Below are 18088 nucleotides of genomic sequence, written 5' to 3'. Positions count from 1 at the left end.
GCGTCAGCCCTTCAGTTCGCTGGCGGCGGCGGCGATGCCGGCGCGGTTCAGGCCGAAATGGTCGAGCAGGAAGGCCGTCGAACCTGTCGGGGCGAAGCCCGGCACGCCCAGAAGCCGCATCGGCACCGGGTGCGTCCGCACCACCACTTCGGCGACGGCCGCGCCGAGGCCGCCGCTGACGACGCCTTCCTCGATCGTCACGATGCCGCCCGTCTCCCGCGCCGCGGCGATGATCTCCGCCTCGTCGAGCGGCACGATGGTGGCGATGTTGAGAACGCGGGCCTCGATGCCCCGCGCCGCGAGATCCTCCGCCGCCTCCAGCGCGCGCGACACCATCGTTCCCGTGGCGACGAGTGTCACGTCGCGGCCCTCGCGCAGGCGGTTGGCCTTGCCGAACGCGAAGGCCTCGCCCTGTCCGCCGCTGACCGAGGGCACCTTGAAGCGCCCGATGCGCAGGAACGAGGGTTTGCCGGCGGCATGCGCCCAGCGCACCGCGGCCTCGGTCTGGGCCGGATCGGCCGGCACCACCACGGCAAGATCCGTGATCGCGCGCAGCCACGACAGGTCCTCGATGGAATGGTGGGTCGGCCCGAGTTCGCCGTAGGACATGCCCGGGCTCATGCCGCACAGCACCACATGATACCCGTTATAGGCGATATCGGCCTTCACCTGTTCCAGCGCGCGGCCGGTCAGAAAGGGCGAGGCGCAGCACACGAACGGCACGAACCCGCCGTTGGCGAGCCCGGCGGCGACGCCGACCATGTTCTGCTCGGCGATGCCGACATTGACGACGCGGTCGGGAAATTCCTTCTGGAACGCCGTCAGGTTGGAGGAGCCGACGCTGTCATTGCACACCGCGACCACGCGGGCATCGGCGCGCGCCAGCGCGATCAGCGTCTCGGCGAACGCGACCCGGCAATCGAAGGTCTCGGATGCGGGGGGCATGTGCGCGTTCATCGGGCAAGTTCCTCGAGTGCAAGGGCGACCTGGTCGGCCGAGGGCACCTTGTGGTGCCATTCGACCCGGTCTTCGATGAAGGAAACACCCTTGCCCTTCAGCGTGTTGGCGATCACGGCGAGCGGCCGGCCGGTGCGCGGCCGGGTGAACAGGTCATAGAGCGCGGCATGGTCGTGGCCGTCGATCTCCACGGCCTCCCACCCGAACGCGGCCCACTTCTCCGGCAGCGGATCGAGCCGGTTGGTGTCCTCCGTCCGCGCGCCCTGCTGCAGGCGGTTACGGTCGACGATCGCGCACAGCGTGTCGAGCCCGCGGTGCCCGGCGGCCATGGCGGCTTCCCAGTTCGATCCCTCCTGCATCTCGCCGTCGCCGAGCACCACGAAGGTGCGCCAGCCGCCGCCGCACAGGCGCGAGGCGATGGCGCTGCCAACGGCGATGGGCAGGCCGTGGCCGAGCGGGCCGGTATTGGCCTCCACGCCTGCCACTTTGCGGCGGTTCGGATGGCCGTTCAGCACCGAGAGCGGCTTCATGAAGCTGTCGAGCAGCGCGGGATCGATGAAGCCGCGCAGTGCCAGCACCGAATAGAGCGCGGCGGCGCAATGGCCCTTGGACAGAATGAAGCGGTCGCGGTCGGCGGCCAGCGGATTGGCGGGATCGAGCTTCAGCACCCCGAAATAGAGCGTGGTGAGGATGTCCGTGACCGAAAGATCGCCGCCGATGTGGCCGGCGCGGGCGGCATCGATCATGCGCACGATGGAGCGGCGGACGGCATTGGCCGTCTCTTTCAGACGGCGCGCCCGCTCGTCCCGCGATGCCGCGGCGATCTCGGACGGAAGGGGAGGTTGGGTCAGGTCGAGTGTCACCGTCGTCTCCGGATGGTCGGGGTGGCCGCAAGTCGCGTCACAAGTCGCGTTACAAGTCGCGCCGGACATCGCGCCGGGGCTCGCGTCAGGGGGCGAGCCAGATGTTGCGTTCGATTTCGCGCCCGAATGTCGTGCTCGCGGCGTGGCGCCTCGGCGCCGGCGGTTCCCGGTACGGCTTGGGGCGTCCGGGAGGGGGGAAGGCGCGGCCCGCCGCCGCCGTTCCCCGTGTCGTCGTCTGGCGTCTTCGCGTGTTGCGTGTCGGCGTCGTTTCGTCTCTTCGGCGTCTTCCCCCGCGGTGGGGCCGGGGAAGACATCGTCCGGTGCGGCCGGGGCTTCCGGCGCTTCGGTCGTTGGGGTGGAAGGGCGCCGCCCGGCGAACGGTGCCGGACGGCGTTCCCCCGCCCCCGCGTCGGATGTCAGTTCTTGATCTGGAAGTTGTCGAGCTTGGCGGCGTTGTCCTTGTCGATCAGCACGCAATCCATCGAGATCTTCTCGTCGACGCCGGTCTTGCCGTCCTTGAGGTAGGTGTCGGCGAGTTCGACCGCATATTGCGCCTGCCGGTAGGCCGGCTGCAGGGCCGTCGCGACGATCTTGCCCGCCAGGATGGCGTCGCGCACGTCGTTGGAACCGTCGAAGCCGACCACCTTCACGTCCTTGCGGCCGGCGGCTTCCAGCGCCGCGAGCGCGCCCATCGCCATGGTGTCGTTACCGGCGATCACGCCGGCGATGTCCGGGTTGGCCTGCAGGATGGACTCCATCTTGGAATAGGCCTCGGTCTGGCTCCAGTTCGCCGACTGGCGGGCGACCATCTTCAGGTCCGGATACTGGTCGATGACGTCGTGGAAGCCCTTGGAGCGGATGCCGGCGTTGGTGTCGGATTCCTTGCCGGTCAGCTCGACATAGTTGCCCTTCTCGCCGAGCGACGACACGAAGGCCTCGGCGGCCAGCGTGGCGCCCTGGTAGTTGTTGGAGACGATCTGCACTTCCGCGACGCCCTTGGCGTTGATCTCGCGGTCGATCAGGAACGACGGGATGCCCGCGTCCTTCGCCTTCTGCACGGCGGTCACCGAAGCGTCGGCGCCGGCATTGTCGAGGATGATCGCGGCCGCCTTGGCGGCGATGGCGGCGTCGACGAGGTCGTTCTGCTTGTTGGCGTCGTCGTCGTGCGAATAGGTCTTGGTGGCGTAGCCGAGTTCCTTGGCGCGCGCCTCGGCACCCATCGCCTCGGCGGCGAAGAACGGGTTGTCGTGGCTCGGCGTGATGATGACGATGAGCTTTTCCGCAGCGTGGGCGGCGGAGCCCGACAGGGCGAGCGCGCCGATGGCGACGGCGGCGAGGAACCGCGAGAACTTCATGTTGCCTTCTCCGTTTGGGCTTGGATTTCCGTCCCGATATCGACCAGTCACTTTCGACTGATTGCGATTTTTTTTGTTTTTTGACGATTACAGATCGATCCGTCGCGAGTCAATCTGAACGCGGCGGATTTTCGTCGTTCAAGCGAACATGAGCGCGCATTTCGGGGCGATGGAGCGCGAATTCCGGGCTTGAGGCGCGCATGAAGCGCACATGGGCGCGCAGGCGCGCACACGGCACGCGGGCGGGCGATGGTCGGAAAAACGGCAGAAATGCTGGCGATCCGCGCGCTCAGGAACGCGAATCTCGGTCGCTATCGATTTTTTGCGAAATGCTGCGAAACGCCGCTTATCCCCGCAATCAGCGGGCGACGATCACCTCGATGCCGCGCCGCTCGAACTCGGCCTTGTCGTCGGCCGAGATGCCGTCGTCGGTGATGAGGCAGTGGATCAGGCTCACCGGGCCGAGGGACGAGAACGAGTTGCGGCCGATCTTGGTGGAATCCGCCAGGAGATAGATCCGGGAGGCCGCCTTCACCATCGCCCGCTTGATGTGCAGGTCCGCGAGGGCGGGGAAGGTCAGCCCGGCCTCGAACGACACCGCGGCCGTCGCCAGGAACAGCTTTTCGGCGAAGATGCCCTGGAAGAACTCGACGGACTTCTCGCCAGTCAGCGACAGCGTCGGCGCCTTGAACTGGCCGCCGGGCATGTGGACCGTCATGCTCGGCAGCGCGCCGAGCGTCAGTGCGATGTTGAGCGCGTTGGTGATGACGTTGAGATGCTCGTGTTCGACCAGGCTCTTCGCCATTTCCGTGACGGTGGAGCCGGAATCGAGGATGATCGTCTCGCCGTTCGCCACCTGCGCGGCGGCGGTGCGACCGATCATCTTCTTGCGGTCCATGTTCACGAGGTGCTGCAGCGACATCGACTGCACCTGCTGCGGCACCGATTTCAGGTAAGCACCGCCGTGCTCGCGGACGATGAAACCGTCCGCTTCCAACCGCTCGAGGTCCTGGCGCACGGTTGCTTCCGAGACGCTGAAGGCGGCCGAGAGGTCGCGCACCCGGGCGCTGCCTTCCTCCTGAAGCCATTCGAGGATCTTCATGCGCCGCGGCTCGGCCAGCAGGTTCTGGCGGGGGGCGTCCGGTACCACCTTGCGCCGCCGGCCCTTCTGGCCGGCGGCGCCTGCGGTTGCGGTGGAAGGTTCGGCCATCGGTGCCCTGTTCCGTCGCCCCATGGTCAGCCCTGGCGGCTGCGGGCAGCGAGTCTGCGTTGAAGCTGATCAAGGACCACGGCCGCGATGATGACAAGGCCCTTGATCACCATTTGCCAGAATTCGCTGACCCCCATCATCACCAGTCCATCGCTCAGCACGCCGATGACGAAGGCGCCGATGATGGTGCCGCCGATGCGGCCGTGACCGCCGGACAGCGAGGTGCCGCCGAGAACCGCCGCGGCGATGGCATTGAGTTCGAACGAGGTTCCGGTCGCGGGATGCGAGGCGACGAGCTGCGACGATACGATGAGTCCGACCACGGCCGCGCAGAAGCCGGAAATCATGTAGACCGCGAGCTTCACCCGGTCGACCCGCACGCCCGAAAGCGCGGCCGCCCGCTCGTTGCCGCCGACGGCATAGACCCGGCGCCCGAACGGGGTGCGGGTGGCCACATAGGCCGCGATGAGCGCGAGCACCACGAGGATCAGCACGGAATACGGCACCCCGAACAGCGTGCCCGCGCCGATGACCGGGAACCCCTGGTTCTCGAGCTCCGGCTTGCCGACGAGGTTCGGGAACGTCGCGCCGCCCGAAAGCAGCAGCGCCGCGCCGCGGGCGACATAGAGCGTGCCGAGCGTCGCGATGAAGGGGGCGACCGAGAGCTTGGTGATAAGCAGGCCGTTGATGGCGCCGATGAACACGCCGACGGCGAGCGCGATCAGCACCACCTCGTACACGTTCGGATAGATGATGATGCCGAGGGCATCGATCCGCAGGCCGTAGGCGATCAGGCCGCCGGCGACCATGCCCGTGAGGCCGACGATGGAGCCGACCGAAAGGTCGATGCCGCCGGTCAGGATCACGTAGGTCATGCCGATGGCGAGGATCGCATTGATCGCGACGTGCTTGGAAATGATCACCGCATTGGCCACGGACACGAAGTTCGGTGCCATGAAGGCGAAGAACAGCGTGACCGCGATCAGCGCAATGAACGTGCGCAGCTTCAGGATCAGCAGCAGGATCGACTGGTTGCCGGAGGGCGCGGGAAGAGCGGAAGTGATCGACATCGTCGCGTGTCCTCAGGCTGCGGCCGGCGCAGCCGACGGATGTTTGTGGGTGGAGGCCAGCACGATCGCCTCGTCGCTGGCGGCGTCGGCCGGGAAGTCGGCCGTGATGCGGCCATAGGCCATGACCAGGATCCGGTCGGCCACCGCATGGGTCTCCTTGAGATCGGACGTGGTGTAGACCACCGCGAGGCCCGCATCCGCCAGGTCGCGCATGGTGCTGAACACCTCCGCCTTGGCGCCGATGTCGATGCCGCGGCTCGGCTCGTCGAGCAGCAGCACGGTGGGTCTGGTCAGCAGCGTCCGCCCGATCACCACCTTCTGCTGGTTGCCGCCCGAGAGCGACGTGATCGGCGCGTCGACGCCGGCCGTCTTGATGTGGAGCCGCTTCACCATGTCCTTCAGAAGCGGCGCCTCGTCAGTCTTGGAGATCGACAGGAACCGGGTGAAGCGTCGCAGGCTCGACAGCCCGAGATTGCCGCCGACCGAGAGGTTCTGCACCAGTCCGTCGCGCTGGCGGTCTTCCGGCACCAGGATGATGCCGGCCTTCAGCCGGTCGCTGACGGCAAGGCCGCCGATCTCGCGCCCGTTGAGCGTGACCGAGCCGCTGCCGGCCTGCCGGACGCCGTAAAGCGTCTCGAACAGCTCCGTGCGGCCGGCACCGAGCAGGCCGTAGATGGCCGTGATCTCGCCGGCGCGGAACGAAACCGTGACGTCCTCCACCGCCAGGCCGCCCCTCCGGGGCACGCTGAGCCCCTCGACCCGCAGCACCGCCTCGCCGGGCGCGATCGCAGGCGGCCGCTTGGCGATGACGTTGTCGGCGCCCAGCATCTGGCGGATGATCCAGGGAATCGAGACATCCGCCTTGGGCGCGGCAGCCTGCAGGCGGCCGTCCCTAAGAACGGTGAAATGGTCGCCGATGCGGATCAGCTCTTCCAGCCGGTGGGAGATGTAGATGATCGAGACGCCCGAGCGCTTGAGATCCTCGATCACCCGGAACAGCACCTCGACTTCCGACACCGACAGGGCCGAGGTCGGCTCGTCCATGATGAGCACCCGCGCATCCTCGGCGAGCGCCTTGGCGATCTCGACAATCTGCTGCTGCCCGATCATCAGGTCGCCGACCAGGGTGTCGGGATCGATGTCGGCCTCCAGGCGCTTCAGGAGCGCGCTCGTCCGGGCGCGCTGGGCCACGCGGTCGATGTGGAAGCCGGCCACGGTAAGGTCGCGGCCGAGGAAGATGTTGTCCGTCACCGACAGGTTCGGGCAGAGGTTCAGTTCCTGGAACACGATGCCGATGCCCTTTCGGGCGGCGTCGTGCACGGAGGCGAAGCTCACCGGCTGACCCTCGAGCGTGATGGTACCGGAGGTCGGCCGCTCCACGCCGGCAAGGATCTTCATCAGCGTCGACTTGCCGGCGCCGTTCTCGCCGATCAGCACGTTCACCGCACCGGCATGAACGGTGAAGTCGACGTCCTTCAGCGCCACCGTGCCCGGAAAGGTCTTGGTGATGCGCTCGGCGCGCAGGATCGCCTGCGGTTCGCTCGCGCTCATGTGCCGGCCTTCAGGGAAACCGGGGTGATCAGCACCTTCTCGGATGAGGAGGAGAGGCTGATGACGCCGACGAAATCGACCTTGCCGCCAGCCTCCAGCGTGGCCGCCGGCCCCTCGATCGCCTTCAGGGCCTCGGCGTTGAGCGCCTTGCCCATGTCGGCGTAGTCGAGCTGGTTCTCGAAGTCCTTGAACGAGATGAACGGCAGGCTGTCGCGCACCGCGTTGCCCCGTACCACAGGGCCGATCTGCAGCGTGACGTCGGTCGCCGGGTCCGCGCCGTCGAGCGTCACCACCAGGGTGCCGGCGCGGGACTGCGTGTTCTTGGCCTTCACCGTGCCGGAGCCGGAGACGACGAAGGTCCAGGGCGCGCCCTCCGCGGCCTGGCGGTATCCGTAGGTGCGCCCGGCGTCGTCGAGATTCGCCCTGATCGCCGGCAGCACCTCGGTCACGGGTTTCGCCGCCTTCGCGAAATACGCCGCCCCCTCGCCGGTCCAGGCCTGCGCCGCGCGGCCGGTTATCCCCGCGCCCTTGGCCTGCTCGGCCGCAGTCTCGTCTGCGATGGAGATGATCTTGCACCCCTGCAGCGTCGCGCAGGTCACGGCAAGAACGAGGGCCGCCATTGCGGCCCGGCTCGATATCACCGTCATATCCTCCCCTAAGCGCCTTTTCGAACGCTAGCGATTTTTTTTGATTTGATCACCCATGCCCGAGAAATCCGACGCTGTCAACGTTGGGCGGCGTGGGTCGAAAGTGGCATAAATTATTGATATAAAATGATAAAATTCAAACAATAATGGGTCTTTAAAAACGAAAGATTTCGTTATTGCCGCGAGGCGATGCGCTGGCTAGATTGATTCCAACACGAAGCGCCGCAGCCCACTGAGGCCCGTCGCACCCCCGGAGGAACCCATATGAGGCCCATGAACAAGACGATCACGCTCGGTCTGATCGTCTCCAGCCGCGCTTTCTTCAACGCGGCTTATGCCCCCCAGGCGAGGGCCGATCTGATCGCCCAGTGCGAAAAGCTCGGGATCGGCTACCGCATTCTCCCGGCCGATGCGACTCCGAACGGTGCGGTGGAGACCCGTGACGATGCCCGCAAATATGCGCGATTTTTCAGGGAAAATCGCGACGAGATCGACGGTCTCGTGGTGTCGCTTCCGAATTTCGGCGACGAGATCGCCGTGGTCGAGACCATCGCCATGGCCGAGCTCGGCGTGCCGGTGCTGCTGCAGGCGTGCAACGACACGGTGGACAAGGTCGATCTCAAGGGCCGCCGGGATGCCTTCTGCGGCAAGATCTCCGTCACCAGCAACCTCTATCAATATGGCATCGCCTTCACCGACACGACGTCGCACACGAGCGATCTGGACGGTGCCGAGTTCGCCGCCGACCTCGATCGCTTCGTGCGGGTCTGCCGCACGGTGCGCGGATTGAAGCGTGCCCGGATCGGTGCCATCGGCGCCCGAACCGCGCCGTTCCAGACGATGCGCTTCTCAGAGAAGCTGCTGCAGGCGAGCGGCATTTCGGTGGTCACGGTCGATCTTTCGGAGATCATCGCCAGCGCGGCGAAGCTCGGTGATCAGGATGCGGAGGTGAAGTCCCGGCTGGAGGAGATCTTCGCCTACGGCCGCATTCCATCCTACATCGCCCGTGAGAATATCGTCCGGCAGGCCTCTTTCGGCGTGGCGGTCGATCGCTGGATGGCGGAGAACGAATGCGACGCGTCATCGATCCAGTGCTGGACGTCGATGCAGGACAATTTCGGCTGCGCCACCTGCCTGTCCATGTCGATGATGGGAGAGAAGCTGCAGCCGAGCGCCTGCGAGGTAGACGTCGCCGGTGCGATCTCGATGTACGCTCTGGCGCTTGCAGCCGGAACGCCGCCCGCGCTGCTCGACTGGAACAACAATTACGGAGACGTGCGCGACAAGTGCGTCTGCACGCATTGCGGCAACTTTCCGAAAAGCTTCATCGGCGAGGAGCCTGAGATTTCCAATCTCGGCGTCATCGGCACCGTGGTCGGGCCGGAAAAGTGCTTCGGTGCCGTGAAGGGCAAGGTCCAGCCGGGGCCGCTGACCTATTTCCGCCTGTCCACCGACGACCGGCGCGGCGCCCTGAAGACCTATGTGGGAGAAGGTGATTTCACCGACGATCCGTTCGGCATGGACGGCGGCATCGCGGTGACGCAGGTGCCGCGGCTGCGCGAACTCCTGACGTTCATCTCACGCAACGGATTCGAGCATCACGTCGCCATGGTGCGCGGCCATCACGCCGCCGTGGTCGAGGAAGCCGTAGGGCGCTATCTCGGGTGGCAGTGCTACCACCACGAGGAGGTGGCTTCCTTCGCGCCGCCGGCACCGTTCCTGCGTTGAACGGTGCGGCTGCGGACGGGCCGGCGTTTAGAGCGATTTCCGATCTGATGGACTCATCAGATCGGAAAGAATCGCTCCAGATTCAAAAGCTGGAGCAGATCCGTGCCGCGCGCGGCGCTCAGTTCGCCCTGATCTGTTCGGCGAGGATGCGGCCGACGTCCGTCTTGATCTCGATGTGCGGCATGTGGCCGACATTCGCGAAGAAGTGCAGCGCGATGTTGCCCGGCAGCCCGCTCGCATGGCGTGACGGGATGATGGCGTCGTCGAGCCCGAACACGATACGGGTCGGCATCTGCAGCCGGGACAAGGTCGGCCGGATCGAGAAGGCTTGCGTGCCGTCGGGGAAGAGGGAGGCGGCGACGGCGGCCTGCTGGCCCGCAAGCCGTCCATCCGCGCGAGCGGCAGCAGTTGCGCGCACGAAGCCCGGCGAAAGGCCTTCCGCATCGGAGACCAAAAGCCTCAGCCACGGCGCCAGGCTTTCCTCGCCGCGCGCTCGGGCAAGCCCATCCAGGAATGCGCCGTTGATATCGGGACCGAGGCCAGCCGGCGAGAGCAGCAGCAGCGAGAGTGCATCGAACCCGCTGTCCGCCAGCGTCGCCGCAACGGCACCGCCGAGCGAATGCCCGACCACATGGGCTCGCGAAACGCCTTCTTCGGCGAGCGTCTGCGCGACGGCAGCGGCGAAGTCTTCGACCGAATTGCGGGCGAGCAGGGGGGAGAGGCCGTGCCCCGGCAGGTCGACGGCGAGGACGGGCCGACCGGTCGGATTGGCGGCGACGAACGGCCGCCAGCCGCCGAGATCGGCAGCGAAGCCGTGGATCAGAACCAGCGGATCGCCTTCGCCTCGCCGAAGCCACGCGCGATGAAGCACGGCTTCGCCGGAGGTGTTCGCGGCCGGTTGCGGCTGCGCGCATCTGGCCCGCGCGGGAACGGTTTTTCCCACGGGCGCGTCAGCGTCCGTCTCCGCCGGGGCGAGGGCATGGGCTGGGGCGGCGGCCTCGTCCGGGATGTCGGCCGCCTGGATTCGCCCGCGCGGGCCGGAACCGGTGACGGTGGCGAGATCGATGCCCTGCGACCGCGCCAGCCGCCGGGCGAGCGGCGTCGCCCGGATTTCGCCGTTCGACGGCTCGGCGCGGGGTGACGACGGGGACACCGGCGCCGGCTCTGCCGCCGTCTCCGCGGCCTCTGCCGGCACCACGCCTTCGGCGGCGGCCTTCTTCGGCGGCTCTTCGCCGGCAGCCAGAATCCAGCCGACGATGGCGCCGACCGGAATGTCCTGCGCCGTCTCGGCCTCGATCCGGAGGATCCCCGAGGCCGGCGCCTCGATCTCCATCGCTGCCTTATCGGTCTCGATCTCGAACAGGGGATCGCCCTGGGCGATGCTGGCGCCGTCCTCCACGTACCACCGAGCGATCTTGCCCGAGGCCATGTCCATGTCGACGCGGGGCAGGAAAACTTCCGTCGCCATCAGATCCGTCCCTTCGCCAGCCCGCGCGCCGCAGCCACGATATCCGGCACCTGCGGCACGGCCGCCTTTTCGAGATCGGGATTGTAGGGCAGGGGAGACTCGGCGCCGCCGAGACGAACGATCGGCGCATCGAGGAAGTCGAAAGCCTCGCTCTCCGCGATGGCGGCGCTGATTTCAGCGCCAACGCCGAGCGTCTTCACGCCCTCGTAGACGCACATCAGGCGACCGGTGCGCTTCACGCTGTCGATGATGGTAGCAGTGTCCATCGGGCGCAGGCTGCGCAGGTCGATGATTTCCGCATCGATGCCTTCCGCGGCAAGCGCGTCGGCGGCTTCGAGCGCCTTGACGGCCATGATGGACGTGCCGACGATGGTCAGGTCACGCCCCGGCCGCGTCACCGCCGCCTTGCCGATCGGCACGGTATAGTACCCCTCCGGCACGGGCCCCTTCGCCTTGTAGAGCAGCTTGTGCTCGAAGAACATCACCGGATCCGGGTCGGCGATGGCCGCCAGCAGGAGGCCCTTGGCGTCGTGCGGGGTGGAGGGCTGAACCACCTTGAGTCCCGGCACGTGCCCGAGCCATGCTTCCAGACTCTGGCTGTGCTGGGCCGCGGCTCCGGTCCCGGAGCCCGCGGGGAAGCGCATCACCAGAGGCACCGAAACGGCGCCGCCGAGCATGAAGCGGATCTTGGCGGCCTGGTTGACGATCTGTTCCATCGCCAGCGCGGCGAAATCCGAGAACTGGAACTCGAACACGGGGCGCAGCCCCGTCAGCGCCGCGCCGACAGCAACGCCGGCACCGCCGAGTTCGGAGATCGGCGTATCCATCACGCGCTCTTCGCCGAAACGGTGCACGAGATCGCCCGTCACCTGGAAGGCGCCGCCATAGACGCCGATGTCCTCGCCCATGAGGAACACGCGGTCGTCCTGCTCCATGGCGATGGCGAGGGCTTCCTGTATCGCCTGCGAATAGCTGAGTTCGCGAACCGGCGCTTCCATCCCGATCAGACCTTGTTTTCTTCTGTGTAGACAAACCGCGTCAGCTCGGAGACCGACGGGGCGGGGCTTTCGGTTGCGAACCGGATCGCCTCGGCGATTTCGGTCTCGACACCGGCGTGGACCGCCGCGATGTCGTCGGCGCCGAGGAGGCCGAACTCGGTGAGCTCTGCTTCGAACAGCGCGATGGGATCGCGCTGCTGCCAGCTTTCGATCTCTTCCTTGGTGCGATAGCGGTTCCGGTCCGAACGCGAGTGGCCGCGAATGCGGTAGGTCTTGCTCTCGATCAGGGTCGGTCCGCCGCCGGCCCGCGCGCGGTCGACCGCCTCGAAGGTGGCCGTTGCGACGTCGGCGAAACGGTTGCCGTCGACGATCACGCCCGGCATCGCGTAGGCCGACGCGCGGTCGGCGATGTTCGGCACGGCTGTCGATCGCTCGGTGGAGGTCGACATGCCGTAGCGGTTGTTCTCGCAGAAGAACACCACGGGCAGCTTCCAGACGGACGCCATGTTCAGCGCCTCGTGGAAGGCGCCTTCGTTGTTGGCGCCGTCTCCGAAGAACGAGATGACGACATTGTCCGTGCCGCGTTTCTTCGCCGAGAGGGCCGCGCCGACCGCGATCGGAATGCCGCCGCCGACGATGCCGTTCGCACCGAGATTGCCCTTGGAGGGATCGGCGATGTGCATGGAGCCGCCGCGGCCGCGGCAATAGCCGTCCTCCTTGCCGAAGAACTCCGCAAACATCCGCTTCACATCGGCGCCCTTGCCGATGCAATGGCCATGGCCGCGGTGAGTCGAGGTGATGTAGTCGGCATCGGTGAGCGGCGTGCAGGCGCCGACGGCACTTGCCTCCTGACCGATCGAAAGGTGCATGGTGCCGTGGATGAGGCCCCTCATGTAGGCCTGCTCGGCACCTTCCTCGAACCGGCGGATGAGGTGCATCTTGTAGAGCGCATCGCGAAGCTGGGCGGCGCTCAGGCGCCGGTAGACCGCCGGCAGATTGGGCACGGCGCCAGACGCCGCCGGGGCGGCGGAACCGGGGCCGGCAACGTTCCGGGCCGAAGCCTCGGGGGCCAGAGCTTTCGATGCTGCGGGCATCTGGGCCATGGTTCACCTCCTGGATTGGAGAGAGTCGACCCCATCAAGCCCGGCCGCGTCCCGCGGCCGGCTCCGGGGCAGGCGTCTGCGTTCGCCCGTCGCCGGGCGTTCGATCCCCGCGTCCCGAAGCGCCGGGACGCTGCGGGGGCGTCGAAATCAGGCGGCGAGGAACCGTGCGTCGGACTGGTCGAGCCGGCGACGGATCTGCGTCACGAGCAGCGAGTCGTCCGGTGCGCAGTTCTCGTAGGTCAGGCGCTCACCGGCCTTGATCGGCCGCAGAACCCGCGCCCGCTCCGCAAGGCCGAGCGGCAGCGCGCCACCGTCACGGGCACCTTCCCAAGTCATCGCGAAGCCGCGATAATCGTACTCGCCGATCTTGCCCAAGGTCTGGCCCGGCGTGAGATCGCGCTTGGCGACGGCCGCGCATTCGGCGACGGGACGGTCCACCGGCTCCATATCCGGACGGCGCGACATCACCGAGCGGATCGCCGAAAGCGGCACTTCCAGGCTGGTCAGGTGATAGGGGCGCAGGATCGTGTAGCAGGGGCCGGGGCCGACCTTGAGGTCGGTCATGCGCTCCAGCACCCGGGGGTGACGGGGCTTCACCACGCAGAACACGCCGGGCGCGACGCCCTTGCCGATGGAATAGTCGACCACGCCGGACCGGCTGAGGATGCCGCCGTCTTCCTTGGTGCAGAGCACCTGCGCGAGCTCCTCGCGCGTGGCGGCAGGCCCGTGCATGCCCGGAACGTCGGGCACCAGGCCGGTGGCGTTGGCGACCGCGACCATCTCGATCATGGTCTTGGAGCCGTCGACGAACTCGACCAGCATCCGCGCGTTCATGTTGCGGCGGCGGGCTTCCTCCTCATAGGCGTCCGGCATCGCGTCGAACTTGAGGGGGTTGTTCTTGCCCTTGCCCGCGGCGACGATCTCGAAGCCGAGCGACTGCGCGAAGCCGATGATCTCCAGCGTCGCCGCCGGCTCGTCACCCGCCGCGCCAGTGTAGACGACACCGGCCTTGCGCGCCTCTTCCTTGAGGAAGCGGCCGATGGTGATGTCCGCCTCGACGTTCAGCATGACGACGTGCTTGCCGTTCGCCATGGCGTTGAGTGCGATTTCCGTTCCGATATTAGGATTGCCGGTGGCGTCGATCACGACGTCGATCAGGCCGGCGCCGCAGAGCGCCTTGTAGTCGCCGGTCAGCGCCACGCGGCCGCTTTCGATCGCCGCATCGATCGCCGTCGCGCTCGACACCTCGACGATGTCGGCGCGGCTGCGGCCGGACATCAGCAGCGCCTCGACGGCGGCCTCGCCGCGAACCTCGGACACCGCGCCGAGCCGGACGCCCGGAATCAGCGCCAGCTGGACCACGATGTCCGTGCCCATCTGGCCTGCACCGGCGAGCCCGATGGTCACCGGGCCGTTCCGCTCCGCATAGGCGGCGATTTCGGCTGCGAGGCCGACTTTCGTGATCAGGGACATTTCACCTCCCGAGGAGCCGTTGGACGCAGAACGCATGCCGGCTCATTTGGATCGTTACTCGATTAATGGATGAACTTTTGTATCGTTGTCAACGATTGTGTTCAAGCCCGTTGAGCGCACGAATGCACCGCGCCGGCCAGGCTGGCCGTCGCCGTGTCAGTTCAGGGCGGGATTGAGTGAAGAGGCGCCGCCTTGCAGGCGCTGCCGGATCGCCGGCCTGGCCCCAGCATTTGCCGGAGCCTCCCAATTCGGTTCGTTGCCGACGAACAGATCGAAATAGCCGATCGCCGCGCGGGGGTCCTCGGCCGCGTTCTCGCGGAACGACCACCATGTCCTCAGATCGTCGACGGTGTCGCCGACGACGACCGGTCGCGCAGCCTCCTGGCGCAGCACGGCCTCGAGAACCGCGACGCAATAGGCCGTCGTGGAAAAGCCCTCGGGCCAGAACGCGGCAATGTCGCCGATCGCAGCCGGCACCTCTGCGTTCCCGACACCTGCGACGGATGAGCTGGCGCCGCCTGTGTCGGCAGCGAGCCCTGAAGCCGAGGCCGAATTGATTCGCTGGGCGCTTCCAAGCCCGGCGGGGCGCGGACGGGGAGCCGCCGCAGACACGGCACGCTGCGCCAGCAGGTGCTCCAGCAGCAGCCCGGCGGAGAAAACGATATAATCACGCCGGTCGATGGCCGCGACGGCGCGCTGCCTGTTCACCGCGTCTCCCCAGTCGAGAAAGGCCGCAACGAGTCGGTTGCGGTCGACGGAGAGGGCAATGCCCGCCCGATCGGCGATGACCTTGATGGTGCGGCGGAAATGGGTCTCGAAGAATCGCAGGCTGCGGACGCGATGGACCAGATCGGGCATGGCCGAGAGGTCGCCGGCGAGGTCGTGCGCCAGTTCCTGCGTTCTCAGTTCCTGCGTCCGGACATCCAGCGTCTGCATGACCGCTCTCCGCTTGCGCGCGTGTTTCACTATAGCGGCGCGCCACGGTTTGGAAACGGCAGGCGCTCCGTTCGCTTGGGCGGCCGTGGCTGCCGTCGTTGTGGCCTTCGACAGAAATTAGCACAGAATGACTTTACGAGGAACAAAAGTTCCATCATGGTGAGTGCAAAGCCGGCTCTCCGAGTTCGATACCCGTCGCGACGGGCCAGAACGGAGGCACGGCTCGCGATGCTGCAGCACCGGAACAGTGGTGTGAACAGTCGGCGCGCGAGCCCCAAACGGTGATACGAACCGGCAGATCGAAAGCCGGACGAAGGAGTGGAACGCCATGGCCTATTGGCAAGAAGCGCTGCTGCTGCTTGCAGCCGTATGGGTGCTGCAGGCATACGGCACCTGGCGGCAGATGAAGCATTACCGAACGATGATGCGCGCGCTGTCGCAGGAATGGCCCGACGGCTGGATGGGCGCCGGGAATGCGCGGGGCGTGCTTGGCAAGGGCGTGATCGCCCTCGTCGTCGCCGCCCCGAACGGCACCGTGCGTGCAGTACGGCTGATGGAAGGGCGAAGCGTCTTCGCGAAGTTCCGCCCCTTCGATATCGGCATCGGCGACCGGCTGGACGAGTTCGCAGCCCGCGCCGAGGCCATGACCGGTTCCGCCAAGGGACGCGGGCAGGCGCTTTCAAAGGCCATCGACCAGATACGGCAGGCGCAGTCGCGTCAGGCCGAGAAGCAATCGCAGCAGCCATCAACATCCTACAACCCATCGCCCCTCGAAACGACGACCGCGTAAGCGGCACGACGAGACAGACAGCGGTAGGCAAACCGCCCGGGCGGTTTACGAGCAGGGAGGCTCGCAAGGCATGGCACTCATGTCACTGATGGCGCACGGGGCGGATCTTGCCGTCCACGGCGCCCAACTCGGCCAGATGGCGGTCGACGCGGTGGTGCATTCCACCGCTCACGCCGCAACGGCCACGGCGGACCAGGGCCACCACGGCCTGCTGGTGCTGGTGCAGGACAGCGGATCGGCGGCCACCACGGCGGCGCCCGATGCTGCCGCCACCGCCGAAAGTTATGCCGACAAGGTGAAGGCGCTTTCCGCCCATCCCCAGGAAGAACAGCTCGGCTGGCTGACGCTGATCGGCAAGCATTTCATCGGCATGTTCCAGAAGGGCGGCGAGGTCTTCGTCGGCTTCGTCACCGGCATCATCCCCACCCTCGTGGTGCTGATGACGGCTTTCTATGCCGTGACGGGCATGATCGGCGAGGAGCGCGTCCATGGCGTCGCCCGCTCTGCCGGCAAATATGCCATCACCCGCTACACCGTGCTGCCGGTGATCGCGGTGTTCTTCCTGACCAATCCGATGGCCTACACCTTCGGAACGTTCCTTGAAGAAAAGCACAAGCCGGCCTTCTACGATTCGGCAGTCTCCTTCGTGCATCCGATCCTCGGCCTCTTCCCCCATGCCAATCCCGGCGAGTATTTCGTCTGGGGCGGCGTGCTCGTTGCCATCCTCGAGCTCGAGAAGCGCGGTGTCGTGCCGGAAGGTTACCACATCACCCTGGCGATGTTCTATTTCGCCGTCGGCCTCGTGGTGATCCTCCTGAAGGGCATCGTCACCGAAAAGATCACACAGATCATGGTCCGCCGCGAAGGCGTGGAACTGTGACGCCGGGCACGGGCGCAGGGGAGGCAAATCATGGCTAAGCAGTTCAAGGCGGTCCGCGTCGGGTCGGGCCCGGGAGGCTGGGGCGGTCCGCTGGTGATCGCGCCGACCGAACAGAAGGACAAGATCGTCGCCGTTACCGGCGGTGGCATTCCGGCGGTCGCGCAGCGGCTGGCGGACATGACCGGGGCGACCGTCGTCGACGGGTTCCGCAATCCGCCGATCGAGAGCGAGATCGCGGCGGTGGTGGTGGATTGCGGCGGCACCGCGCGGTGCGGCGTCTATCCCCGCAAGCGCATCCCGACCATCAACCTCACGCCTGTCGGGCAGTCCGGTCCGCTCGCCCAGTTCATCACCGAGGACATCTATGTCTCCGGCGTGCGGGAAGCGAATCTCGCCTTCGCGGACGGTTCCGAGGCGCCCGCTGGCTCCGCGGCCGCGTCCCGGCCGGTTGACCCGACACCCGCCGACCTCGCCCGCGCCCATGCGGCGAAGGCCGGAAGCGGGCCGTCGTCCACCGGCGGGCTCGTCGGCGTCATCACCAGCGTCGGCCGGGTGATGGGCAAGGCCGTCGGCATCTTCTTCAATGCCGGCCGTCGCACCATCGATCAGGTCGTCCGCAACGTGCTGCCGTTCATGGCGTTCGTGACGATGCTGATCGGCATCATTCTCTATACCGGCATCGGCGACATGCTCGCCGCGCCGATGGGTCCGCTCGCCAACAACATCGTCGGCCTGCTCATCCTGTCGGCGATCTGCGGCCTGCCGTTCCTCTCGCCCATCCTCGGGCCAGGCGCGGTCATCGCCCAGGTCATCGGCGTCGCCATCATCGGCCCGCAGATCGCCAACGGCACCATCGCCCCGGCAATGGCGCTGCCGGCGCTGTTTGCCTACAACACCCAGGTCGGTTGCGACTTCGTCCCGGTCGGCCTGGCGCTCGGTGAAGCCAAGCCGAAGACCATCGAAATCGGCGTGCCGGCGGTGCTGATCAGCCGCCAGGTCATGGGTCCGGTCTCGGTGCTTATCGCCTGGGCTGCGAGCTTCCTGCTCTGAAACGAGGAT

At 66.9% G+C, this 18088-nt stretch carries 16 protein-coding genes; 4 read left to right on the top strand and 12 right to left on the bottom strand.

What is annotated here, in order from left to right; all coding sequences use genetic code 11:
- Positions 1-3 precede the first annotated feature (3 nt).
- From BUF17_RS20140 to BUF17_RS20110, 7 genes are all read right to left on the bottom strand, one after another.
- Complete coding sequence (locus BUF17_RS20140; RefSeq protein WP_073632112.1) at positions 4-957, bottom strand: transketolase family protein; 954 nt, start codon at positions 955-957, stop codon at positions 4-6.
- Positions 954-1781 carry a transketolase gene (locus BUF17_RS20135; protein WP_428977668.1) on the bottom strand — a complete coding sequence of 276 codons (828 nt, stop codon included), beginning with the start codon at positions 1779-1781 and terminating at the stop codon, positions 954-956. Before BUF17_RS20135 ends, BUF17_RS20140 begins: the two co-directional genes overlap by 4 nt.
- Before the next feature lie 455 nt (positions 1782-2236).
- On the bottom strand, positions 2237-3175 hold the full coding sequence (locus BUF17_RS20130; protein ID WP_073632110.1) for a D-ribose ABC transporter substrate-binding protein: 939 nt from the start codon (positions 3173-3175) through the stop codon (positions 2237-2239).
- Between the two features lie 358 nt (positions 3176-3533).
- Positions 3534-4385, bottom strand: coding sequence for a DeoR/GlpR family DNA-binding transcription regulator (locus BUF17_RS20125; RefSeq protein WP_210215481.1), 852 nt, complete (start codon positions 4383-4385; stop codon positions 3534-3536).
- A gap of 26 nt (positions 4386-4411) precedes the next feature.
- Entirely contained in the window at positions 4412-5455 is a 1044-nt protein-coding gene (locus BUF17_RS20120; RefSeq protein WP_073632108.1) for an ABC transporter permease, read from the bottom strand.
- Positions 5456-5467: 12 nt separating this feature from the next.
- Positions 5468-7006 carry a sugar ABC transporter ATP-binding protein gene (locus tag BUF17_RS20115; protein ID WP_073632106.1) on the bottom strand — a complete coding sequence of 513 codons (1539 nt, stop codon included), beginning with the start codon at positions 7004-7006 and terminating at the stop codon, positions 5468-5470.
- Positions 7003-7626: a DUF2291 family protein gene (locus BUF17_RS20110; protein WP_073632104.1), complete on the bottom strand. Its 624-nt coding sequence runs from the start codon at positions 7624-7626 to the stop codon at positions 7003-7005. The genes BUF17_RS20115 and BUF17_RS20110 overlap by 4 nt, the downstream gene beginning before the upstream one ends.
- Positions 7627-7917: 291 nt before the next feature.
- Here BUF17_RS20110 and BUF17_RS20105 point away from each other — a divergent pair, with 291 nt between their 5' ends.
- The gene (locus BUF17_RS20105) at positions 7918-9381 is read left to right on the top strand and encodes an L-fucose/L-arabinose isomerase family protein (protein WP_073632102.1); all 1464 of its coding nucleotides are present in this window, start codon (positions 7918-7920) and stop codon (positions 9379-9381) included.
- Between the two features lie 118 nt (positions 9382-9499).
- On the opposite strand, the gene BUF17_RS20100 is transcribed toward BUF17_RS20105, so the two are convergent.
- The 5 genes from BUF17_RS20100 to BUF17_RS20080 all read right to left on the bottom strand — a co-directional run bounded on the left by BUF17_RS20100 (position 9500) and on the right by BUF17_RS20080 (position 15359).
- On the bottom strand, positions 9500-10849 hold the full coding sequence (locus BUF17_RS20100) for an acetoin dehydrogenase dihydrolipoyllysine-residue acetyltransferase subunit (RefSeq protein ID WP_073632099.1): 1350 nt from the start codon (positions 10847-10849) through the stop codon (positions 9500-9502).
- A complete protein-coding gene (locus tag BUF17_RS20095; protein ID WP_073632097.1) occupies positions 10849-11847 on the bottom strand; it encodes an alpha-ketoacid dehydrogenase subunit beta in 999 nt (332 codons plus the stop codon). Before BUF17_RS20095 ends, BUF17_RS20100 begins: the two co-directional genes overlap by 1 nt.
- Before the next feature lie 5 nt (positions 11848-11852).
- Entirely contained in the window at positions 11853-12950 is a 1098-nt protein-coding gene (locus BUF17_RS20090) for a thiamine pyrophosphate-dependent dehydrogenase E1 component subunit alpha (protein ID WP_280163651.1), read from the bottom strand.
- 147 nt (positions 12951-13097) lie between these two features.
- Positions 13098-14423: an NAD(P)H-dependent oxidoreductase gene (locus BUF17_RS20085; protein ID WP_073632095.1), complete on the bottom strand. Its 1326-nt coding sequence runs from the start codon at positions 14421-14423 to the stop codon at positions 13098-13100.
- 156 nt (positions 14424-14579) lie between these two features.
- Positions 14580-15359 carry a hypothetical protein gene (locus tag BUF17_RS20080; protein ID WP_073632092.1) on the bottom strand — a complete coding sequence of 260 codons (780 nt, stop codon included), beginning with the start codon at positions 15357-15359 and terminating at the stop codon, positions 14580-14582.
- A 328-nt stretch (positions 15360-15687) separates the two neighbouring features.
- Between BUF17_RS20080 and BUF17_RS20075 the strand changes: the two genes are divergently transcribed.
- The 3 genes from BUF17_RS20075 (at position 15688) to srlE (ending at position 18079) form a co-directional block, all read left to right on the top strand.
- Entirely contained in the window at positions 15688-16149 is a 462-nt protein-coding gene (locus tag BUF17_RS20075; RefSeq protein WP_073632090.1) for a transcriptional regulator GutM, read from the top strand.
- A gap of 70 nt (positions 16150-16219) precedes the next feature.
- On the top strand, positions 16220-17029 hold the full coding sequence (gene srlA, locus BUF17_RS20070) for a PTS glucitol/sorbitol transporter subunit IIC (RefSeq protein WP_139282621.1): 810 nt from the start codon (positions 16220-16222) through the stop codon (positions 17027-17029).
- Between the two features lie 30 nt (positions 17030-17059).
- Positions 17060-18079, top strand: coding sequence for a PTS glucitol/sorbitol transporter subunit IIB (gene srlE, locus BUF17_RS20065; protein WP_073632087.1), 1020 nt, complete (start codon positions 17060-17062; stop codon positions 18077-18079).
- The last annotated feature ends 9 nt before the right edge of the window (positions 18080-18088 follow it).

This window comes from Pseudoxanthobacter soli DSM 19599, from assembly GCF_900148505.1.
GTDB classification, from domain to species: Bacteria; Pseudomonadota; Alphaproteobacteria; order Rhizobiales; family Segnochrobactraceae; genus Pseudoxanthobacter; species Pseudoxanthobacter soli.
Note: the sequence above shows the minus strand (reverse complement) of the source record. Positions and strands in the feature narration are given on the sequence as shown.